The 20,593-nt window shown below is 65.3% G+C and carries 16 protein-coding genes; 6 read left to right on the forward strand and 10 right to left on the reverse strand.

Annotation, left to right across the window (positions count from 1 at the left end; all coding sequences use genetic code 11):
- The first annotated feature begins 22 nt into the window (after positions 1 to 22).
- Positions 23 to 931, forward strand: coding sequence for a folate-binding protein YgfZ (locus EXV95_RS05930; protein ID WP_176886163.1), 909 nt, complete (start codon positions 23 to 25; stop codon positions 929 to 931).
- A 65-nt stretch (positions 932 to 996) separates the two neighbouring features.
- Here the strand turns inward: EXV95_RS05930 and EXV95_RS05935 are convergent, their stop codons facing one another.
- The 3 genes from EXV95_RS05935 to EXV95_RS05945 form a co-directional block, all read right to left on the reverse strand.
- Positions 997 to 1,854, reverse strand: a complete 858-nt coding sequence (locus tag EXV95_RS05935) for a YbgC/FadM family acyl-CoA thioesterase (protein ID WP_176886164.1) — start codon at positions 1,852 to 1,854, stop codon at positions 997 to 999.
- Between the two features lie 7 nt (positions 1,855 to 1,861).
- Positions 1,862 to 2,782, reverse strand: a complete 921-nt coding sequence (locus EXV95_RS05940) for an alpha/beta hydrolase (protein ID WP_255485001.1) — start codon at positions 2,780 to 2,782, stop codon at positions 1,862 to 1,864.
- 102 nt (positions 2,783 to 2,884) lie between these two features.
- Entirely contained in the window at positions 2,885 to 3,754 is an 870-nt protein-coding gene (locus EXV95_RS05945; RefSeq protein WP_176886166.1) for a 2-keto-4-pentenoate hydratase, read from the reverse strand.
- A gap of 97 nt (positions 3,755 to 3,851) precedes the next feature.
- On the opposite strand from EXV95_RS05945, the gene EXV95_RS05950 reads away from it, so the two are divergent.
- Positions 3,852 to 4,988, forward strand: coding sequence for an iron-containing alcohol dehydrogenase (locus EXV95_RS05950; RefSeq protein ID WP_176886167.1), 1,137 nt, complete (start codon positions 3,852 to 3,854; stop codon positions 4,986 to 4,988).
- Between the two features lie 270 nt (positions 4,989 to 5,258).
- On the forward strand, positions 5,259 to 8,093 hold the full coding sequence (locus EXV95_RS05955) for an EAL domain-containing protein (RefSeq protein ID WP_176886168.1): 2,835 nt from the start codon (positions 5,259 to 5,261) through the stop codon (positions 8,091 to 8,093).
- Positions 8,094 to 8,096: 3 nt separating this feature from the next.
- Here the strand turns inward: EXV95_RS05955 and EXV95_RS05960 are convergent, their stop codons facing one another.
- The 3 genes from EXV95_RS05960 to EXV95_RS05970 all read right to left on the reverse strand — a co-directional run bounded on the left by EXV95_RS05960 (position 8,097) and on the right by EXV95_RS05970 (position 12,625).
- Positions 8,097 to 9,302: a phospholipase gene (locus tag EXV95_RS05960; RefSeq protein ID WP_176886169.1), complete on the reverse strand. Its 1,206-nt coding sequence runs from the start codon at positions 9,300 to 9,302 to the stop codon at positions 8,097 to 8,099.
- Positions 9,303 to 9,346: 44 nt separating this feature from the next.
- On the reverse strand, positions 9,347 to 10,174 hold the full coding sequence (locus EXV95_RS05965; RefSeq protein WP_055393979.1) for an HDOD domain-containing protein: 828 nt from the start codon (positions 10,172 to 10,174) through the stop codon (positions 9,347 to 9,349).
- Between the two features lie 81 nt (positions 10,175 to 10,255).
- Complete coding sequence (locus tag EXV95_RS05970) at positions 10,256 to 12,625, reverse strand: Tex family protein (protein WP_176886170.1); 2,370 nt, start codon at positions 12,623 to 12,625, stop codon at positions 10,256 to 10,258.
- A gap of 167 nt (positions 12,626 to 12,792) precedes the next feature.
- On the opposite strand from EXV95_RS05970, the gene EXV95_RS05975 reads away from it, so the two are divergent.
- Both EXV95_RS05975 and EXV95_RS05980 read left to right on the forward strand, forming a co-directional pair.
- Complete coding sequence (locus tag EXV95_RS05975; protein WP_121420358.1) at positions 12,793 to 13,203, forward strand: hypothetical protein; 411 nt, start codon at positions 12,793 to 12,795, stop codon at positions 13,201 to 13,203.
- Between the two features lie 42 nt (positions 13,204 to 13,245).
- Positions 13,246 to 14,352, forward strand: coding sequence for a DUF72 domain-containing protein (locus tag EXV95_RS05980; protein ID WP_176886171.1), 1,107 nt, complete (start codon positions 13,246 to 13,248; stop codon positions 14,350 to 14,352).
- Between the two features lie 339 nt (positions 14,353 to 14,691).
- Here the strand turns inward: EXV95_RS05980 and EXV95_RS05985 are convergent, their stop codons facing one another.
- The 3 genes from EXV95_RS05985 to EXV95_RS05995 form a co-directional block, all read right to left on the reverse strand.
- Positions 14,692 to 15,894, reverse strand: coding sequence for a multidrug effflux MFS transporter (locus tag EXV95_RS05985; RefSeq protein WP_176886172.1), 1,203 nt, complete (start codon positions 15,892 to 15,894; stop codon positions 14,692 to 14,694).
- Between the two features lie 98 nt (positions 15,895 to 15,992).
- Positions 15,993 to 17,015 carry a diguanylate cyclase gene (locus EXV95_RS05990; RefSeq protein WP_176886173.1) on the reverse strand — a complete coding sequence of 341 codons (1,023 nt, stop codon included), beginning with the start codon at positions 17,013 to 17,015 and terminating at the stop codon, positions 15,993 to 15,995.
- Between the two features lie 208 nt (positions 17,016 to 17,223).
- The gene (locus EXV95_RS05995) at positions 17,224 to 17,625 is read right to left on the reverse strand and encodes a cytochrome C (RefSeq protein WP_176886174.1); all 402 of its coding nucleotides are present in this window, start codon (positions 17,623 to 17,625) and stop codon (positions 17,224 to 17,226) included.
- Positions 17,626 to 18,989: 1,364 nt separating this feature from the next.
- Between EXV95_RS05995 and EXV95_RS06000 the strand changes: the two genes are divergently transcribed.
- Positions 18,990 to 19,709 carry a Crp/Fnr family transcriptional regulator gene (locus tag EXV95_RS06000; RefSeq protein ID WP_176886175.1) on the forward strand — a complete coding sequence of 240 codons (720 nt, stop codon included), beginning with the start codon at positions 18,990 to 18,992 and terminating at the stop codon, positions 19,707 to 19,709.
- A gap of 243 nt (positions 19,710 to 19,952) precedes the next feature.
- Here EXV95_RS06000 and EXV95_RS06005 read toward each other — a convergent pair whose 3' ends face one another.
- Positions 19,953 to 20,552 (reverse strand): PAS domain-containing protein, encoded by a 600-nt coding sequence (locus EXV95_RS06005; protein ID WP_176886176.1) that lies wholly within the window; start codon positions 20,550 to 20,552, stop codon positions 19,953 to 19,955.
- Between the last annotated feature and the right edge of the window lie 41 nt (positions 20,553 to 20,593).

Raw genomic sequence — 20,593 nt, forward strand, 5'->3', positions numbered from 1 at the left:
AACAGGGCATCATAATTCAGCGATGACTTACCCCCTGAACGGCATTGCCCCCCTGTCCCACCTGGGCGTGATTCGCGTGGAAGGCGAAGACGCCGCCAAGTTTCTGCACGGCCAGCTCACCCAGGATTTCGCCCTGCTGGGCATGGACCAGGCCCGCCTCGCAGCCTTTTTGTCGGCCAAGGGCCGCATGCAGGCCAGCTTCATCGGCTTCAAGCGCAGCGCTACCGAGGTGCTGCTGGTGTGCAGCCGCGACCTGCTGCCCCCCACGCTCAAGCGCCTGTCGATGTTTGTATTGCGCGCCAAGGCCAAGCTGACCGACGCCACCAACGACTTTGCCCTGTACGGTCTGGCCGGAAACACCGTGCCCGACGGCAGCCAGCCCGCCTGGACCAAGGCCGATATCGGCACCGCGTCGGTGGTCCACCTGTACCCCGCCGATGGCCAGCCCCGGGCCCTGTGGGTGGCCCCTGCCGTTGACCCGGCCCCCGCAGGCCCCGCGCTGGACGCCGCGCTGTGGCTCTGGAGCGAGGTGAAGAGCGGCGTGGCAACCCTGACCACGCCCGTGGTCGAGGCCTTTGTGCCCCAGATGCTGAACTATGAATCCGTGGGTGGCGTGAACTTCAAGAAGGGCTGCTACCCCGGCCAGGAAGTGGTTGCGCGCAGCCAGTTCCGGGGCACGCTCAAGCGCAGGGCCTACATCGCCCATGCGGCAGCCGAAGTGGCAGTGGGAGCCGAAGTGTTCAACACGGCAGACCTGGAACAGCCCTGCGGCACCGTGGTGCAGGTGGCTTCTGCGCCGAGCGGCGGGTTCGACACCATCGTGTCGCTGCAGATCAGCGCCGCGCAGGAAGGCAGCCTGCAGGTGGGTGCCACGGACGGCGTAGCGCTGGCCCTGCTGCCGCTGCCCTACGCGCTGCTCGAAGATATTTGAATAAAAATGGGCTCCAGCGCTTATCCAACAAGCGCAAGCAGCTCATTTTTTAATAGCAAAATCGACTACAACCGCTGCGCCATGGCAATGTGCGCAATGCCAGCCTCTTCGTAAGGCTCACCCACCACGGAGAAACCGGCGCGGCGGTAAAAGCCCTCAGCGCTGCGCTGGGCGTGCAATTGCACCTCCGTGTCGCCCCGGGCGCGGGCGGCGGCGACCAGCGCATCCAGCAACTGCCGCCCCCACTGCGCACCACGCACCGAGCGATCCACGGCCATGCGGCCGATGCGGCCCACACCCGGTGACTGCTGCAGCAAGCGGCCTGCAGCAATGGGCATGCCCAGCCGGTTGTAGAGCACGGCATGGCGGGCCGAGATGTCGTGCACATCGGCTTCGATTTCGGCGGGAATGCCCTGCTCGTGCACAAACACCTCCGTGCGCACACGGCCTGCATCGCGGCCCAGGGTGTTCCAGTCGCCCGTGCGCACCTCGGCCATGTCGGCACCGGCCTCAAAGCCCTCGAAGATGGCACGCAGCGCGGGTGGCACCGGGCGCGAGGTCTGCGTGGCCGGGTCGGCAAACACATAGACCAGCTCAGCCGAGATCAGCAACCGGTCGCCACAGAAAATGCCTGCCGTGAAAAGGCAGGATGAGTTGCCGATGCGCGTGCAGCGCAGGCCCACATCCAGCGTGTCATCGAGCCGCGCAGAGGCGTGGTATTCCACCGTGGCCTTCTTCACATACATCTCACCGCCCAGCACATGCATGCTCGCCTCGTAGGGCAGGCCCAGCGCGCGCCAGTAGTCGCTCATGGCCGTGTCGATATACATGAGGTAGTGCGCGTTGAACACGATCTTTTGCATGTCCACCTCGGCCCAGCGCACGCGCAGGCGGTGGAAACAGCGGAATTCGTTGCGTTGCATGTTGTCTTCACTCCATTCCAAAGGCCAATCGCAGCGCCCGGGCTGCGTCGGCATGGGCCTTGCGCGCCTCGGGGATGGCGCGGCCCATCTTGATGAATTCGTGGGTCACGCCCCGGTAGATGTCCAGGTCCACTTGCACGCCTGCCAGGCGCAGCTTGTCGGCGTAGGCTATGCCTTCGTCCACCAGCGGGTCACACTCTGCCAGACCGATCCAGACGGGGGCCACACCATCGACATCCGGGGCATGCAGCGGGGCAAAGCGCCAGTCTTCGCGCTCGGCGCGGCTTTGCACGTAGTTGCCGAAGAACCAGCTGATGGCAGGCTCTTCCAGCACCAGGCCGCGCGCGAAGGTGGTGTGCGAAGGCGTGTCCTGGTGCGCTGCACAGCCGGGGTAGATCAGCAGTTGCAGCGCCAGCGGCAGGCCCGCATCGCGCGCCAGGATGGCGTTGACGGCGGCCAGCGTACCGCCCGCGCTGTCGCCGCCCACGGCCAGCCGCTGGGAGTCGGCCCCCAGGCGCTCAGCGTTGGCAGACAGCCACTGCAGCGCGTCCCACGCATCGTTGCTGGCCGTGGGAAAGCGGTGCTCCGGCGCCAGCCGGTAGTCCAGCGACACGACCATCAAGCCGCCCAATCGCGCCAGTTCGCGGCACAGGATGTCGTGCGTGGCAATGTTGCCGATGGTGAAGCCCCCGCCATGCGTGTACAGCAGCATGGGCAGGCCCGCGTCGGTGCTGGGCGCATACAGCCGTGCGGGCAGCATGGCGCCGTCGCGGGCCGGGATCTGCAGGTCCTCCACCCTCGCCAGTGCGGCCTTGGGCACCTCCAGCACGTCGGCGCCCGCCTGGTAGGCGATGCGTGCCTCCTGCGGCGTGCGCGTGTGCAGCGGTGGGTGCCCCGCGCGGGCCATGCGTTCGAGAACGCTGCGCATCTGGGGGGTGAGACGGGTGTGGTGGATGTGCAGATCGGTCAACGGTCAGGGTCTCGGCAACAGGGGAACAGCCTGCACCATGCGGGCAAGGTCAGGGTTCGCTTATTTGAAGGTCACGCGCACCGGCGCGGCGCCGGGCAGGCCGTCGTAGGTGGCCGTCACCGACAAACCGGCCTTGGGCGGCAGCAGGGGCGAGAACGAGCCCAGGCTGATCAGATCGCCCGGCTGCATGGCCAGGCCTTCTTGCGCCAGCGCGCCCGCCAGCCATACCACGGCATTGAGCGGATGCTCCAGGATGTCGCTGCCCTTGCCACCGCCCAGGCGCGCGCCCGCACCATCGGTCAGCGATACGTTCATGTCGGCCAGCGCCTTCAGCATGGCAAAACGCTCGCCGCGATAGGCTGGCACCGCAATGGGCGTACCCGCCACACCCAGGCGCGCGCCCACGTTGATGGCCGTCACGCCTGCGCCATTGAGCTTGGGCGGCGCCTGCACCATCAGGTCGGGCAATTCCATGAACGGGATGATCTGGTCCACGGCATCCAGCACGTCCATGGGGGTCTTGGCCTGGTTGATGGCGGCGCTTTTCACGCGGACCAGCATGTCGGCCTCGTACAGGGGGCGGGCACCGAAGGCAGCATCCACCGTGGCGCCACTGGGCAGCACCATGCCTTCGTAGAGCTTGCCCCACACGGGTTTGTCGGTGTTGAAGCGCTTTTGCACAGCGGGGTTGGTCAGGCCCGCCTTGTAGCCAATCACCTTGCCCATGCGCTGAGCCAGCAATGCGTTGACCTTGCCGCGTGTACAGGCGCCGTCGGCGTCAGTGAGGTTCTCGGGGTTGGCGGCCGGGGTCTTGGCCACATAGTTGGCCACCATATCGGCAGCCTGCGCATCGGTCAGGCATTGGGCCTGTGCGCTTGTCACAGATGTGACGGCCACCAGGGTCGCCATCAGGGTTTGCTTCGTTTTCACGGCTGTCTCCTCCTTATAAAGTGGGCTCAGAACCCGTATCAAGGGCTGGCGGGCTATCGTAATCGCTGGCACTCCCATTCACACATCCTGTTGCACCATGGCTTTCATCTACTACGTCACCCAGATCCAGTTTGAATTCGGCGCTGTCCAACTGCTCAAGCAGGAATGCGAGCGCGTGGGCATCACCCGCCCTTTGATCGTGACGGACCCTGGCGTGAAGGCCGCAGGCGTGCTGCAAAAGGCGCTCGATGCGCTGCCAGACATGACGGTGGCCGTGTTTGACCAGACCCCGTCCAACCCCACCGAAGCCGCCGTGCGCGCTGCAGTAGAGATGTACAAGGCGCAAGGCTGCGACGGCCTGATCGCCGTGGGCGGCGGCTCGGCCATCGACTGCGCCAAGGGCATTGCGATTGCCGCCACGCACGAAGGTCCCCTCACCCACTACGCCACCATCGAAGGCGGCTCACCCCGCATCACCGAGCGCGCCGCACCGCTGATCGCCGTGCCCACCACCAGCGGCACGGGCAGCGAGGTGGCGCGCGGCGCCATCATCATCGTGGATGACCACCGCAAGCTGGGCTTTCACTCGTGGCACCTGGTGCCCAAGACGGCCATCTGCGACCCCGAACTCACGCTGGGCCTGCCCCCCACGCTCACGGCCGCCACGGGCATGGACGCGATTGCGCACTGCATGGAAACCTTCATGTCCGCCGCCTTCAACCCACCCGCCGACGGCATTGCGCTCGACGGCCTCACGCGCGGCTGGGCGAACATCGAGCAGGCCACCCAAAACGGCAGCGACCGCGACGCGCGCCTGCACATGATGAGCGCCAGCATGCAGGGCGCCATGGCCTTCCAGAAGGGCCTGGGCGCGGTGCATTCGCTCAGCCACAGCCTGGGCGGCGTGAACCCGCGCCTGCACCACGGCACGCTCAATGCCATGTTCCTGCCCGCAGTGATCCGCTTTAACGCTACGGCCGAATCGGTGCAGAAGGAAAAGCGCCTGGAACGCATGGCACACGCCATGGGCCTGGCCAGCGCGGGCGACATCCCCGAGGCCATCCGCGACATGAACGCCCGCCTGGGCCTGCCCACGGGCCTGGCGGCCATGGGGGTGACCGAAGCCCTGTTCGAAGACATCATCAAGGGCGCCATGGCCGATCACTGCCACAAGACCAACCCGCGCATTGCCACGCCCGAGGAATACCGCGACATGCTGACGCAGTCGCTGTAAGAGCCTGCCCAAAGCGTATTGGTGATCTCTCTGCGGCGGCGCCACAGCGCCTGCGCGCCGCCGCCTCCAACGCATATAGAAGCCTTCCTGCCGTGACCGCTCCTGCGGGATTGCGCTGTCCAAACCCATCTCACGCGATTCGCTACGCGCTAGACTCCGACTCGTCAACAATTAATTAACAATTCATTACCCTGGTGGAGAGCCAGTTCAATGTCGTTCTGGCACTGCCCGGAGACTTTGAACAGGCCCTTGGGGGGAGGGCCACTGTCGATGCGCACCGGAAATCTCAGCACCTGGCTCCTGCGGGGCACCTATCCCCGGCTGTATGTGCCTATCGTGCTGATCATCGTGCTGGTCAGCACGGTGCGCTACCACTACCTGGTGGCCACAGAAACCGACGAGGCGCGCCGCCATGCCGCCACCGAACTGCGCCGTGCGGGCGATGCGCTGCTGCCGTCGCTGGTGGCCCTGCCCGCCTCGGACCGGCAGGCCCAGGCCACGCTGCTCAGCGAAGGGATTGCCAGCTTCGGGCGGGGCATCCATTCGCTGAAATGGCAGGTGGACAACGAGCCCGCGACCGAAGCCCGGGCGCCCCGCCTGCCCGCCACCGCGCCAGACTGGTTTGCCCAATGGGTCAACATCGCTCCGCCCTCGCAGCAGTTCAGCCAGGCGTTGTCCGGCGGCGGGGCCTCCGGGCGCCTGACGGTGACGCTGCAGGCGGCCCCCCTCGTCGGCCAGGTCTGGAGCACGGTGGTGGTGCAGTTGCGCATCTCGGCCCTCAACATTTTCACCATCCTGCTGCTGCTCACCCTGCTGCTGCGGGCCAATGCCCGCATGCTGCGCCGCCTGGCAGAAGCCACCGATGCGTTCCGCCAGGGCCGCCTGGACACGCGCATGGAGGTGACGGGCACGCTCGAATCGCGCGCCATGGCGGCCACCTTCAATGACATGGCGGGCAAGGTCCAGTCGCTGGTGCTGTCGCTGCGCGAAACCCAGCAGCAGCAAAGCGAACAACTGCACTTCACACGCCAGCTGATCGACGCCCTGCCCCTGCCGGTGTTCGTGCGGGATGCGAAGGGTGTCACCCTCGAAGTCAACTGCGCCTGGCAGCGGCTTTTTCATGCCCCTGCCGGTGCTGGCAGCGCTCAGGCCTCGACACCCGCGTACCCCCAGGAGCTGTCGCCCGAGCGCTCCACCCAGATCGCCCAGGCGCAGGACAACGAGATCCGCGTGCACCCCGCCAACCACCAGCCCCCAAGGGACATGGCCTACTACGAGGCCCCGTTCACGACCACCCGGGGCACGCTGGCCGGCACCATTGGCACCCTGGTGGATGTGACCGAACGCAAACGCGCCCAGGAGGCCCTTCGCGCCGAGAAGGAACGCGCCGAGGTCACGCTCGCCTCCATCGGCGACGGGGTGATCACCACCGACCCCTCGGGCTGCATAGAAACCATCAACGAGGCCGCACAGCTCATGACCGGCTTCACCGCCGACCAAGCGCTGGGGCGGCAGTTGGACGATGTGTTTCGCCTGTATGAAGAGCTTGCCAGCCGCAACGCCAGTTCTGCGGCCGAGCGGGACACCGTGCCCGGCGCCCTGCAGCCGGTCACGCACGAGGTGCTGATCCACCGCTCGGGCGAACGCTACGCCATCGAGTACACCGCGTCAGCAATCCGCCAGGGCGATGGCACGGCCGCGGGCTGCGTGCTGGTGTTCCGCGACGTGACCGAAACCCGCAACCTGCGCCACCAGATTTCATGGCACGCGCGGCACGATCCGCTCACCGGGTTGTACAACCGCGCCGCCCTGGCCGAGCGGCTGACCCATGCCATCTTCGTGGCGCGGCAAAAAGGGCTGCTGCTGGCGGTGTGCATGCTCGACCTGGACCATTTCCAGACCGTGAACGACGCCCACGGCAACCGCGTGGGCGACCGCCTGCTCAAGGAAACCGCGCGGCGCCTGGGCGCCTTTATCACGCCGCAGGACGCCGTGGCGCGCATGGGGGGCGACGAGTTTGTGCTGCTGCTGGGCGAGCTGCCCGACGTGCCCGCCATCGAGGCGCGCGTGGACGTGCTCATGCAGCAGCTGGCCGCCCCCTACGCCATCGATGACCGGGTGCTGCACACCACCGTGAGTGTGGGCGTGGCCGTGTTTCCACAAGACGACGCCAACCCCGACACCCTGCTGCGCCACGCCGACCAGGCTATGTGCCAGGCCAAGGGCTTCGGCCGCAACCAGATGCATGTGTTCGACGTGCAGCTGGACCACGCCGTGCAGACCCAGCACACGCGCCAGACCCGCGTGGCCCAGGCGCTGCACGCGGGCGAGCTGGTGCTGCACTACCAGCCCAAGGTGAACCTGCGCACCGGCGAAATCCTGGGGCTGGAGGCCCTGCTGCGCTGGCAACACCCCGAGCAGGGCCTGCTGGGCCCGCAGCATGTGCTGCCCCTGATCGAGGATGCCGAGCTGGAGGTGGAAGTGGGCGAATGGGTGCTGCGCCAGGCGCTGGCCCAGATGCGGCAGTGGACGGACGCCGGCATGCTGTGGGAGGTGAGCGTGAACATCTCCGCGCCCCACTTTCACCGGGCCAATTTTGTGGAGCGGCTCAAGGACATCCTGCACACCTGCCCCGAGGTGTCGCCCACCCGCCTGGAGCTGGAAATCCTCGAATCTGCGGCCCTGCAAGACATGCAGTACATGCGCCACATGATGCAAAGCTGCCAGGCTCTGGGCGTGCGTTTTGCGCTGGACGACTTCGGCACCGGCTTCTCCTCGCTGTCTTACCTGAAGCGCCTGCCCGCCGAAACCATCAAGATCGACCAGTCGTTCGTGCGCGGCATTCTGGAAGACGGCGACGACCTCACACTCGTGAGCGCCATCGTCGCGTTGGCCGCCGCCTTCCACCGGCATGTGGTGGCCGAGGGCGTAGAAACCGCCGAGCAATGCGCCAAGCTGCTGGAGCTGGGCTGCGAGCGCGCCCAGGGCTTTGGCATTGCACGGCCCATGCCTGCGCACGAGGTGCTGACCTGGGCCCGGGAGCACGCTGCTCGCCATGCGGCCCGGGCGGTGCAGGAGGCGGCGCGGCGGCCTGCCTCAACCTGAGCACTACAGCGGTTGCACTGCGTTCATGTCGGGCCGCGCCAGCCACGCCTGCCACTCGTCCACCAGCTGCTGGCTGGCCCGCGTAGCCGCAAGCCAGGCCTTGGCACGCGCGGCGCTGTCGGTGCCGTAGTGGGTGAAATCGTTACGGTCGGGCAGCTTGGCGTTGGGCAAGGAGCGCACCCAGTCGGGGCTGGGCGACAGCACCATCATGTTGTCCAGCGCCGGGGTGGAACGGTGGCGCCACTTGAGCCCCTTGTCGAGCCAGCCGGGCACCACCTGGTGCTGGAAATGCGGGTACAGCACCAGGCCGGGCGAGGCAGTCGGGCCAGAATCTGAGGGTTTTTGGCCGCCAGCGCTTGTTGGATAAGCGCTGCCTGCTATTAATTCAATAGCATTCTGTGATTGTTGGCCGTAGGCCAGGTGCAGGTGGTAGTCGGTGATGCCCCCGTCCCAATACGCTCCACGGGGCGCACCCGGAATGTTGTGCACGGCCTGCAGCACAAACGGGATCGAGCAGCTGGCTTGCAGCGCTGGCATGAAGTTGCCGCCGTGCAGCAGCACCTGGCGCGTGCGGTAGTCCGAGGTGCCAAACGGCAATGCAGCGCACGCAGCACCAACGCTCACACCAACACCATCGGCCATGGCCGCATCGGACGAGGAAAACACCACCCGTTCCAGCCACGCCCCCATCGCCTTGCGGTGCACCGTGTTCGTCAGAAACGCGCCCAGATAGCCCAGCGGCGTGGCCACGCGGTGCTCGCGCCCCAGCAGGTGCCGCCCGCGCGAGGTGACGATATGCAGGCGGTAGCGCGGGTGGCTCAGCACCTCGTCGATGCGCCCACCATAGAACGCCTGCAGGTTCTGCCCAAACCGCTCGCTCACATGCGCGGCCGTGGGGCGCTTCTTGCCCGGCGGAAGGTCGTAGTGCTGGTGGATGTAGTCGTGCTCCAGCCGCTCAAAAGCCGCCACCGACTGTTGCAGGCAGGCCGTGGCCATGCGCCAGGCGCCTATCGAGGCGCCCACCAGGTGCACCGGCTGGCTGGACTGGGGCAGCCACTCCCCAAAGATGAAACGGTCCAGCGGACCCAGGATCAGGCCCTTGGGGCCCCCTGCCGCCGCAGGGATCACGCCCACATCGCCGGGCTGCAGCCCGTGGTTTTGAAGGTGTTGGCGGGCGCGGGGGCCGGCATGGATGCGCAGGGCTTTCATGGGCGGCATTTTCGCAAAGCCGCAAGGCGGCTCAAAACCAGCTCTCACACCACGTAATCAGCAGCCTCAGGCTTCGCAGTCCAGTCGATAGGGTCTTGCTGCAGCACCATGTCGATGTCCAGCCCCAGGGCCAAACCCACTTCGCCGGGGAACGACACGGCCAGTTCCTTTTCGCCCAGTTCTGCCTCGCGCGCTCGGGCGCGCCAGGACGCAAGGTGGATCACGCCCGCGAGGGGCTCGTAGGCATTGTTGTCAAACGGCGCGCTCTGGTGGTGCAGGGCATCCACCACCACCTCGGGCAAACGCCAGCGGCGTGCCAGCCCGGCCGTCACATGGCCATAGCAGTAGCCAAAGATGCGCTGCTCGATCTTGCCGCGCCGCAGGTCAAACGGGGCCACCAGTGTGTTGACCGACTGGGCTTTGTCCGGGTCGGCCAGGTGAATCACCAGCTCGCCCAACGCGTGCAGCAGGCCGGTGGTGTACGCAGCGGTCTGGTTCTGGTGCACGATGCCCGCCAGCGACCGTGCCAGCTTGGCCGTGTTGAGGCTGTAGCGCCAGAATTGCTGCATGTGCACGCCGGGCACCGAGCGCGACGCGGTGCCCAGCGGTGCCGACGTGACCAATGTGCGAACCTGGGCAATACCCAGCAGTGCCAGTGCCTCGGGGATGCCGGCAATCTGGCGCGGTACCTGGAAGGTGTGGGAATTGGCCAGCTCCAGCAGCCGCCCGGCCAGGGCCGGATCGGTGCCGAAAAGCTGGTTCAGACGCCGCAGGCTGGGCTCTTCATGCGCCAGCTCGCTCATCAGCAATGCCACCGTGCGCGGAAGGCTGGGCAGAGCTACGGGTTGGGCCAGCAGTGCGTTCAGCTCCATGGGGTCATGCACCAGAGTTGGGGTTGCTGGCGATTATGGCCCCCAACCTGCCGCAAACCCAGGCCATCCCGCCGCAATCCGTCAACGGCCCTTGGCCTGTTGCAACTTGGCAAATGCCGACGCCATGGCCGACTGTTGCACGGGCTCGGGCGCACGGCGCTGGGGTTGTGCATAGCCCCGGCCAGCCCCCTCAAAGCGGTTGTCGCGGGGTGCACCCCGGTCGCCGCCCTGGCGCGGTGGCGCGTCGCCCAGCTTCATCGACAGGCCGATGCGCTTGCGCTCCACGTCCACCTCCATGACCTTGACCTTGACGATGTCGCCGGTCTTGACCACTTCGCGCGCATCGTTCACAAACTTGTGCGCCAGCTGGCTCACGTGCACCAGGCCATCCTGGTGCACGCCCAGGTCGATGAAGGCGCCAAACTGGGCCACGTTGCTCACGGTGCCCTCCAGGATCATGCCTTCCTTCAGGTCCTTGATGTCTTCCACCCCATCGTTGAAGCGCGCCACCTTGAAGTCCGGACGCGGGTCGCGGCCGGGCTTTTCCAGCTCGGCCAGGATGTCCTTGACGGTGATGACACCGAATTTTTCGTTGGCGAACAACTCGGGCTTGAGGGTCTTGAGCATGTCGGCGCGGCCCATGATCTCGGCCACGGGCTTGCCCGTTTTCTCCATGATCTGCTCGACCACGGGGTAGGTCTCGGGGTGCACGCCGGTCATGTCCAGCGGGTTGTCGCCACCCCGGATGCGCAAAAAGCCCGCGCTCTGCTCAAACGTCTTGGCGCCCAGGCCGGCCACGTCCATGAGCTGCTTGCGGCTCTTGAACGCGCCATTGGCCTCACGCCAGCGCACCACCGCCTTGGCCACGCTGCTCGACAGGCCCGACACACGGCTGAGCAAGGGCACGCTGGCCGTGTTCAGGTCCACGCCCACGGAGTTCACGCAGTCTTCCACCACCGTTCCCAGCGTGCGCGCCAGCTCGCTTTGGTTCACGTCGTGCTGGTACTGGCCCACGCCAATGCTCTTGGGGTCGATCTTGACCAGCTCGGCCAGCGGGTCCTGCAAGCGGCGGGCGATGGAGGCCGCGCCACGCAAGCTCACGTCCACATCGGGCATCTCTTGCGAGGCGTATTCGCTGGCGCTGTAGACCGAAGCACCGGCCTCGCTCACCACCACCTTTTCAATCACGCAGTCCACCTTGGCCGCCAGCTTGATCAGGTCGGCGGCCAGCTTGTCGGTCTCGCGGCTGGCCGTGCCGTTGCCAATCGCAATCAGGTTCACGCCGTGCTTCTCGGCCAGCTTGGCCAGGGTGTGCAGCGAGCCCTCCCAATCGCGGCGCGGCTCGTGCGGGTACACCGTGGCCGTCTCCACCAGCTTGCCGGTGGCATCCACCACGGCCACCTTCACACCGGTGCGGATGCCAGGGTCCAGGCCCATTACCACACGCGGCCCAGCCGGCGCGGCCAGCAGCAGGTCGCGCAGGTTATCGGCAAACACCTTGATGGCGACTTTTTCAGCGTCGTCGCGCAGGCGGGCGAACAGGTCGCGCTCGGTTGACAGGCTGAGCTTCACGCGCCAGGTCCAGGCCACACACTTGCGGATCAGGTCATCGGCTTTGCGGCCCTGGTGGCTCCAGCCCAGGTGCAGGGCAATCTTGCCTTCGGCCATGCTGGGCTTGCCGGGTTCGGGCTCCACGGGCAGCACCAGCTTGGCCTCCAGAATCTCCAGGCCCCGGCCCCGGAACACCGCCAGCGCGCGGTGCGAAGGCACGCGGCCGATGGGTTCGTCGTATTCAAAGTAGTCGCGGAACTTGGAGACCTCGGGGTCGTTCTCGTTCTTGGACTCGACCTTCTTGCTGCGCAGCAGCCCCTCGGCCCACAGCCATTCGCGCAGGTTTTGCACCAGTGCCGGGTCTTCGGCCCAGCGTTCGGAAAGGATGTCGCGCACGCCGTCCAGCACTGCGGGCACGGTCGAAAAGTCCGCGCCCGTCTTGCCATCGTCCAGCACCTCGGGCGGCTTGGTGAAGGCGGCAGCCTCCACGGCAGGGTCCAGCGTGGGGTCGGCAAAGAGCTTGTCAGCCAGCGGCTCGATGCCGAACTCGCGGGCCATCTGGCCCTTGGTGCGGCGCTTTTGCTTGAACGGCAGGTAGATGTCTTCCAACTCCTGCTTGGTCGGCGCGGCGGCAATGGCAGCACGCAGCGCATCGGTCAGCTTGCCCTGCTCGTCAATGCTCTTGAGCACCGCAGCGCGGCGGTCGTCCAGCTCGCGCAGGTAAGACAGGCGGGCTTCCAGCTCGCGCAGCTGGATATCGTCCAGCCCACCGGTGACTTCCTTGCGGTAGCGCGCGATAAAGGGCACCGTGGCGCCCCCGTCCAGCAGCTCCACCGCTGCGCGCACCTGTTGTTCACTAACCCTGATTTCTGCGGCCAACTGCCGGATGATCTGCTGCATGTGTGGGCAAACTCTCTGAGACTCGGTCAAACAAACGAACAAACAAAAACGCGAAGCGCGGGAGTTTGCCACAGGCACTATTGGTAACAACCCGTGGGAACAACCGGCCTTGCCAAGAGGGCGGGGTGGGCTGTCTAGAATGCTCCAGCCTTCAAGATCGCCCCTTCATGCAGCCCCTGCCCTTCCCCATCCGCACAGAATGCCCGCCCGGCGCCTGTGTCTGCGACCGGGATGCCCTGCTGCAATCCCCCGATGCCGTGCTGGAGGCACGCATCCTGCAGCTCACCCAGGCTGAAGAAAAGAAGTTGCTGCAGCGGCTGGAGAACATCACCAGCCTGAGCGACCTGCGGCGTTTGCAGGAGCGCATGGAGCAGCAGCTGGGCCTGCGGCTGACCATTGCCCCCAGCCCCAACGAAGTGCGCACCCTGCGCGGCATCACCATCCTGGTCCACGAGCAGCGCGGCCTGTGCCGCAAGACACGCCAAGCGATTCCGGCAGCCATCAAGAAGGGCATGGACCAGCGGCCGGAGATCACGTACGAGCTGCTGAACGAGGGCGGGTTGTTCTCGGGGTTGTGACCCCGCGCATCCGTCTCTTTGCCCACCCGCCCAGCCCGCCGCATGCAAGACGACCTGTTCGGCAGCCCCGAAGCCCCAACACCTCCTGTGCCTTCGCGGCATTCCACCCGGCCGTCCAAAGCCGATGCGCCCGAAGCCGCAGAACACGCCGCGCCGCCTGCCCCGCGCAAGCGCTCCAGCCAGGTAACCGCCATGGCGCACGACGATGCGCTCACCGCCCTGGCCGCCGCCTTGCCCCGGCAGTTGCGCCTGGGCACCTCCAGCTGGACCTACCCCGGCTGGAAAGGCCTGGTGTGGGAGGGCGAACATTCCGACACGCAACTGTCCAAGCAAGGCCTGGCGGTATATGCCCAGCACCCGCTGATGCGCACCGTGAGCATTGACCGCAGCTTTTACCGGCCGCTCACCGTGAGCCAGTACGAAAGCTACGCCTCGCAGGTGCCCGACGACTTCCGGTTTGTGGTGAAGGCACCAAGTGTGGTGACCGACGCCCTGGTGCGCAGCGAAGACGGCCGGGGCCGCCAGGCCAATCCAGCATTCTTGAGCCCCGAACTGGCCCGCAGCGAGTGTGTGGAGCCTGCCCTGCAAGGCCTGGGGCACAAGCTGGGCGCACTGGTGTTCCAGCTCAGCCCGCTGCCGCTGGCGCAGCTGGACCGCCTGCCGCTGCTGCTGGAGCGCCTGCGCACCATGCTGCTCGCCCTGCCAGCCCTCGCGCCCACGGCGCCCGATGGGGTGATTGCGGTGGAAGTGCGCGACCCCGAATGGCTGACCCCCGACTTTGCCGCCGTGCTGCGCGAAGCCGGTGCCACCTACTGCCTGGGCCTGCACGCCAAGATGCCGCCACTGCAGCAGCAGCTACCGATGCTGCGCGCGCTGTGGCCAGGCCCCCTGGTGTGCCGCTGGAACCTTAACCCGGTGCATGGCCCCTATGGCTATGAAGAGGCGGAACGCCTGTACGCCCCCTACGACCGCCTGCACCACCCCGACCTGCCCACCCGAGCGGAACTGGCCAGCGTGATAGCAGGCATCACGCGCCGGGGGCAGAACGCTTTTGTGACCATCAGCAACCATGCTGAGGGCTGCGCGCCGCTGACCGTGCGGGGCGTGGCAGAAGAAGTGGCCGCGGTGCTGACGGCAGCGCCCCGCTGATATGCACGCGCACCAGCGACGTCCCAGCGGGTGAGTCTGAGCGCGGTGTGAGCCAGATACCGCATGCCGCTTTGGAAAGCGAAATACTCACATATTCATAGCTGCTAGCGCTTATCCATAAAGCGCTAGAGGCACTTTTTGTTCAAATTTTCTACAGGCGCTTGTGGCACGGGTCAGGAGCCTGTCGGACTTGGAGCGTCGATCCGCGAAAATTGGCCCCAGTGAGGACAGTTTTTGCCGGATTTGCAGCCCCATAGCCCGGCTATGGGGCAAAAAGACGGTGAAAAATGGACCGCTGCGGTCAATTTGCAGCCGACGATTTCCAAGTCCGACAGGCTCCTAGGCATGCACCATCGCCCCGCGCCTGCCGCCCAGCGTGATCCACGCCAGCGCCACGCCCACCAGCGCCCCGGTGGCCATGCCAATCACCATGGGCAAGGGCTTGCCGGTGGCAAACAGGCCGACCACGCCCATGGCCAAGGCGCCCGTCAGCATCTGCAGTGTGCCCAGCAGGGCCGATGCCGTGCCGGCGATGGCGCCGTGTTTCTCCAGCGCCAGCACCGAGGTGGTGGGGATCACCAGCCCCATGAGCGCGCTGGCCACAAAGTACAAACCGATCAGCACGGCCAGGTCATCGCCGCCCAGCAGGTAGTAAAGCAGCAACGACGCCATGACCGCGCCCGAGGCCGTGGCCGCGACCTTCACCACCCGCACCATGCCAAAGCGCTCACCCAGCGTGGCGGTGAACTGGGAGGCGCCGATGAACGCCGCCGCGTTAACCCCAAAGGCCAGGCTGTACTGCGTGGGCGTCAGCCCGTAGTGGTTGATGAGCACAAACGGCGAGCCCGCCAGGTACACAAAAAACCCGGCCATGGCACAGCCGCCAATGAACACCAGGCCCAGGTAGTGCCAGTCGCGCAGCAGCAGCGCGTAGGCGCGCAGGGCGCCGCCCAGGCTGCTTTCCACGCGGTCGGACGCGGGGCGCGTCTCCTGCAAACTGCCGTACACCAGCGCCAGCCCCGCCACGGCGGCCACAGCCACCACCCAGAAGACGCCGCGCCAGCCCGTGAGCGCAATCACCCCGCTGCCCGCCAGCGGCGCCAGGATGGGCGACACGCTGAACACCAGGATCAGCAGCGACATCAGCCGCGCTGCATCGGTGCCCGTGTGCAGGTCGCGCACCACGGCACGCGGTATGGCCATGCCCGCCGCCGCGCCCAAACCCTGTAAAAAGCGCAGGGCCACCAGGGTTTCGATGTCACTGGCCAGCGCACACCCCACGCTGGCCACCGTGAACAGGCCCAAGCCAAAGTACAGCGGCGGCTTGCGCCCCACCATGTCGGAGATAGGGCCGTAGAACAGCTGACCAGCCCCCAGCGCCAGGAAAAACGCCGTCAGGCTCCACTGCACAGCGCCCACCGACGCCCCCAGGCTGGCGCCAATGTCGGGCAGCGCGGGCAGGTACATGTCGATGGCAAAGGGGCCGATGGCCGAGAGCAGGCCCAGGATGAGGGCCATTTTGAGGAAGCGGGAAAAATGCATAGCCGCCCATTGTCACCATTTCGGTGCATGAACTCGGGTAAACCCTTAATGAATGACCAAAAGCGCTACCCGGGCACGGCAGGTACTGCGCCCACCCTTCAGTCCGGAGCCAGTTCGATGCGGTTGCGCCCGGCCTGCTTGGCGCGGTACATGGCGCGGTCGGCGCGGCGCACCAGTTCTTCGGGGGCCTGGTCACGCTGGGGCACAAGGCTGGCCACGCCAAAGCTGACGGTCACGATGCCAAAGGGTGCCCCCTCATGCGGCAAGGCCAGCGCCTGGATGGCCTGCTGGATCTGGCGGGCCACTTCCATGGCAGCCTGCGCATCCGACGCCGGCAGCAGCACCACAAACTCCTCGCCACCAAAACGCGCCGCCAGATCACCCTCGCGGCGCCCGCCGGTTTGCGCCAGGGTCAGGGCCAGCGCCTGCAGGCAGGCATCGCCCGCCAGGTGGCCGTAGTGGTCGTTGAAATGCTTGAACACGTCCACATCCAGCATGATCAGCGAGAGCGGCGTCTGCGCCCGCTGGGCGCGGGCCCATTCGTGCGCCAGGGTCTGGTCAAAATGGCGGCGGTTGGCAATGCCGGTGAGCCCATCGGTGTTGCTGATCAGTTGAAGCCGCTGGTTGGCCTGCGCCAGGGCCTGGGTGCGCTCTTCCACCAGCGCCTCCAGCTCCAGGTTGCGCTGCTGCAGGCGGCCTACCGGGTACACCTCGCCGTCACGCGCCAGGCCGTAGGGGATGGAAATGCTGCTGTGGGCAATCTTCCAGTCGCCCTCCTCATGGCGAAACACCAACACCAGCCGCGCGGTCTCCCGGGCAAACAGTGCGTCAGGAATGGGCAGCCGGATGTGGAAAAACGCCGTGACGGCCACCACGTCATCGCTCAGCTCCTGCGGGAAGAGGTCCACCACGTCAATGCCGATGCGGCCGGGCACCTGGGCAAAGTCCTGCAAGGTGACGTCAACCCAATCGCTACGGCTCTTGACCAGCTGGTCGCTGCTGCCCGCAAAGCCGCTGAAGTTTTCGCTGAAACGGGTGACCAGCCTCCCGTCCCGTGCGGCATACATCTCGATGTATTCGTCAAACAGCAGGCGAATCAGCCGTTGGCGTTCTGGGGACATGGAAGGGGTTCCTATCGAACAGCGAAGGGGGGCGGCCCTGCTGTGCAGGCTGCGGCCGGGCGCTCTGATGAATGTAGCACTGCATGCTCTGTCTGTGCATGTGCATGTGCCTTGTGCGGCTAGCAAAACTCCTCTGGCGGAGTTGCTGCACCTTGTCTCTTGCACGGCCCCCTCCCCCAGGTTGCAGGCAAGGGTTAAAACGCCAAACTCAGAATGCGTCGCCGGTAACGCGAACAAGGAGGCCGTTCGGGTCAGAGCCCTGGGGGAAGCCCGCTGTCGGGGAGATTTTCAACGCCGTTGCGCCAGGCTTGGCAAAGTGATAGATGCTGTCGTTCAGGTAGCGGGCAACGTCAAGGATGTCTTCCTCGCCCCACGCCAGCCTGGCTTCGCCCTGCCACTTGCGCACCTCGGCGCGCAAGCTAGGCCAGTCCGTGACCGCCCTGCCGGCGCGCCAATGCAATTGCACTGTGTGGCAGGCACTGCAATGCGTCGAATAGAGCAATTCGCCGCGACCCTGGGCCATCGCAGGGTTTGCAACCACTGCGATGCAGAACACAGTGCCAACAACAACCCCACGCAAGACCAATAGCTTCGATAGGTACGCTGTCATTCATCTGCTTTCAAAGGGTGAATCCCGCAACACCCGCAATGCCGATGGGCTGGGCGCCGCAGCCTACCGACGCGGCTACCCAGAAGGTTGCAGTGTCCCCGACACGATCACACGATCTCGGAACCATGGCGAGCACACTGCGGGGCGGGTTCAAGCAGCCCACGCGAACGAAGCGAGTAACAGCAAAACCGCGATAGCAGCCATGGTCGTCCAAAACCGATTCGCGATGATTTCGTTCATGGCCTTGACCTCGCTGCGGAGTAAAAAAAGCCGCCCGCGCGCGCGCCGACACTCCTTCACGTGCGTAGACAATTCGGCCAGTTCTGCGGGCGTCGGGCTGGGCATTTAACCGAATGCCGACGTGCTCCACAGAAGTGTTTGACGATGAGAGGTTTGCATAAACTGCTCCAATCTTTGAGCGCAGGGCGTCCACACCCGTGGTCAATCAATATGCGGCAGACCTGGAAAGAACGCCCATGCCAGCGCCATCGCGCCGCACCATCCGCCCACATGGTTGCGCCCTTGAGGCGAGGTGTACCGGAGACGCATCAAGTCGCGCCAGAAGTTCCCGATGCGCCTCCCTTGGGCATCAGCGGATGCTGAACGAAGGGTGCGGATCGACGCAATTGCTCCAGTGCATCCAGGCACCCGTCAAGTACATCGCCAGGGGCCTGTAACAGAGAGACCGCGCCATCGGACGGAGCCCTTCCGCATGCCGTCCGCGCAAAAGTTTCGAGCACAGCCCTGAACAACAGATCCCAATCCTCCGTTTCAAGGCCTGCGGCTGCGGGCTGAGGATCGGGCGTGTTGGGGGGAGGTCGCACCGGCAAACTGGTCTCCGTCAGGCTCGGGGAGGCGTCCACAAGGGGCCACGGCCTCGATAGCCCTCCCTGCGCTTCCTGCCGTTCGGTCAGGGACTTCGTTGAAAACAATGGAAAGGCTGATTGAAACCTGCTTCGCAAGGTCATCGCCTTCGACATGTCGGGTTCAGTCATTGTCATTGGATTGCTCCTATCAAAATTCTTCGCACTCACCATGCGTGTCCGTTGGGGGTGCACTTGCCACTTGCGCCAGATGGACACCCCAACAGCATGTTTTTAAAACGCGGCCACCTCTGCGTCTGTACGGTTGCGCACTCTGCCGAGCGCCGCAGATGCGCTGCCTGCGCGGGTGCAGGCAAAGTCGTCGATCCGTCAAAGGCAAGATCGATCGGAAACCGATAGAGATCAAACAAACAGCGGCTGTTTGTGTGATAAGGGACAACTCTTACGTTTCGGAACACGAGGTTTTCTTTTGGGGTGGGATTACCGTTCTCCTGGTCGGTTGTCGATCTTTGCCGCCAGGCATCACCCGAAAGGAAAATCGTGATCTTTGATGCCTACCCCGCAGAAAACCTCTTGGTGAGCTCGCTACCGGATTCAGACCAGCGCCGCTGGCACCATCTGCTCGAACCTGTTGATTTGCAACTGGGCCAGGTGCTCAGTGAGTCTGGGCGGACGCCCAGCCACGTCTACTTCCCGACCACCGCCATCGTGTCCATACTTCACGTCCTCCAGGATGGCAGCTCTACAGAGGTTGCGATGGTGGGCTGTGAAGGAGTCGTGGGCATCTCGTCCTTTCTGGGGGGCGTGACCACTCCCAGCCGCAGCGTCGTTCGAAGTGCCGGTCAGGGTTTTCGGCTCGCGGCCGGCCTGATCCAGGAAGAGTTCGAGCAGCATGCAACCGTCAAGCAGCTGATGCTGAAGTACACGCAGGCTCTGATGTGCCAAATGCTCCAAAACGCAGTCTGCAACCGACATCACTCCGTTGATCAGCATATCTGCCGTTGCCTTTTGGAAAGCCTGGATAGGCTGGGAGGCAATGAGCTGGTGATGACACATGAACTCATTGCGCAAATGCTCGGCGTGCGGCGCAGCGGGGTCACCGAGGCAGCGCTGAAGTTGCAGGCAGCGGGATTGATACGCTACCACTCGGGCCACATCACGGTGCTTGACCGCCGTGGCCTGGAGCACCGCAGTTGCGAGTGCCACGCCGTCGTGAAGGGCGAATACGCTCGGCTATTGCCAGACTTGAGGGCGGCTTAAGACAGCTTCTCTCCAAGGGATAGCGCCCTGGTCCCTGACCTCCGTCTTGTTCGCTCTTGAGGTTTCCAGAATTCGTCACATCCCGTCCGCCGCTCACACCATTCACTGTGCATACCGTTTGCCCTGAGCCTGTCGAGCGGCTTTCACGCACGGTGGCCGAGTCAAAACCTGCGCGAACGAGCAGGGCTGGTCGGTGGCACTGAACCTCAACGCCCTGCGGTGCGCTGCACCGAAGGCACCGCCCTAACTAGAGGCCGCAGGTGCCAGGAGCACCAGGATGAAACGACCCGAAGACACTTCCTTGTCGGCGCTGCACAGGAGCGTCCGAGAGACGCCGCCCTGTGGCAAAAAATGCAACTCGCACGTCTGAGGTGCGGCACCCGCGCGCGCTTGTGCGAGCATGCTCTGCAACTGTGCGTTGCTGGCCGCAGTCAGGAAACTGGCGAAAGACTGGCCCAGCACACCATGACTGGCAGCACCCAGCAGCCGGACGCCAGCGCGGTTGATTTCGCACACCACAGTGGTCTCATCGATGACCAGGAACGCTGCGGGCGCGCGCTCGACAAGGTTCGTTTGGCGCGCCAAGTGGTGTTCCAGGTCGGCCCGTGAATGCCGAAGTTCCTCGTGCTGCATATCGACCTCGACCTGGTGGACCTGAAGCTCGTGCAGCAGCGCCAGGGCGTCACCGGCAGTGGACGGCGATGACGCGAGCTTGTACAGAACCGCCATGGCCTCTGATGTGCTGGTGCGTGCAAGGTCGCTTCGGACGCCACCCGTTAACTGCCCCGTCGCTCGCTCGCGCAAGCTCGACAGATAGGACGAAGATTCTGCGAGGTGTGACATGAATGCTCCTGAAAAGAGTGTGCGATCCGCAGTCGCTCTGA

The sequence above is a fragment of the Acidovorax sp. JMULE5 genome, from assembly GCF_013376875.1.
Lineage (GTDB): Bacteria > Pseudomonadota > Gammaproteobacteria > Burkholderiales > Burkholderiaceae_C > Acidovorax > Acidovorax facilis.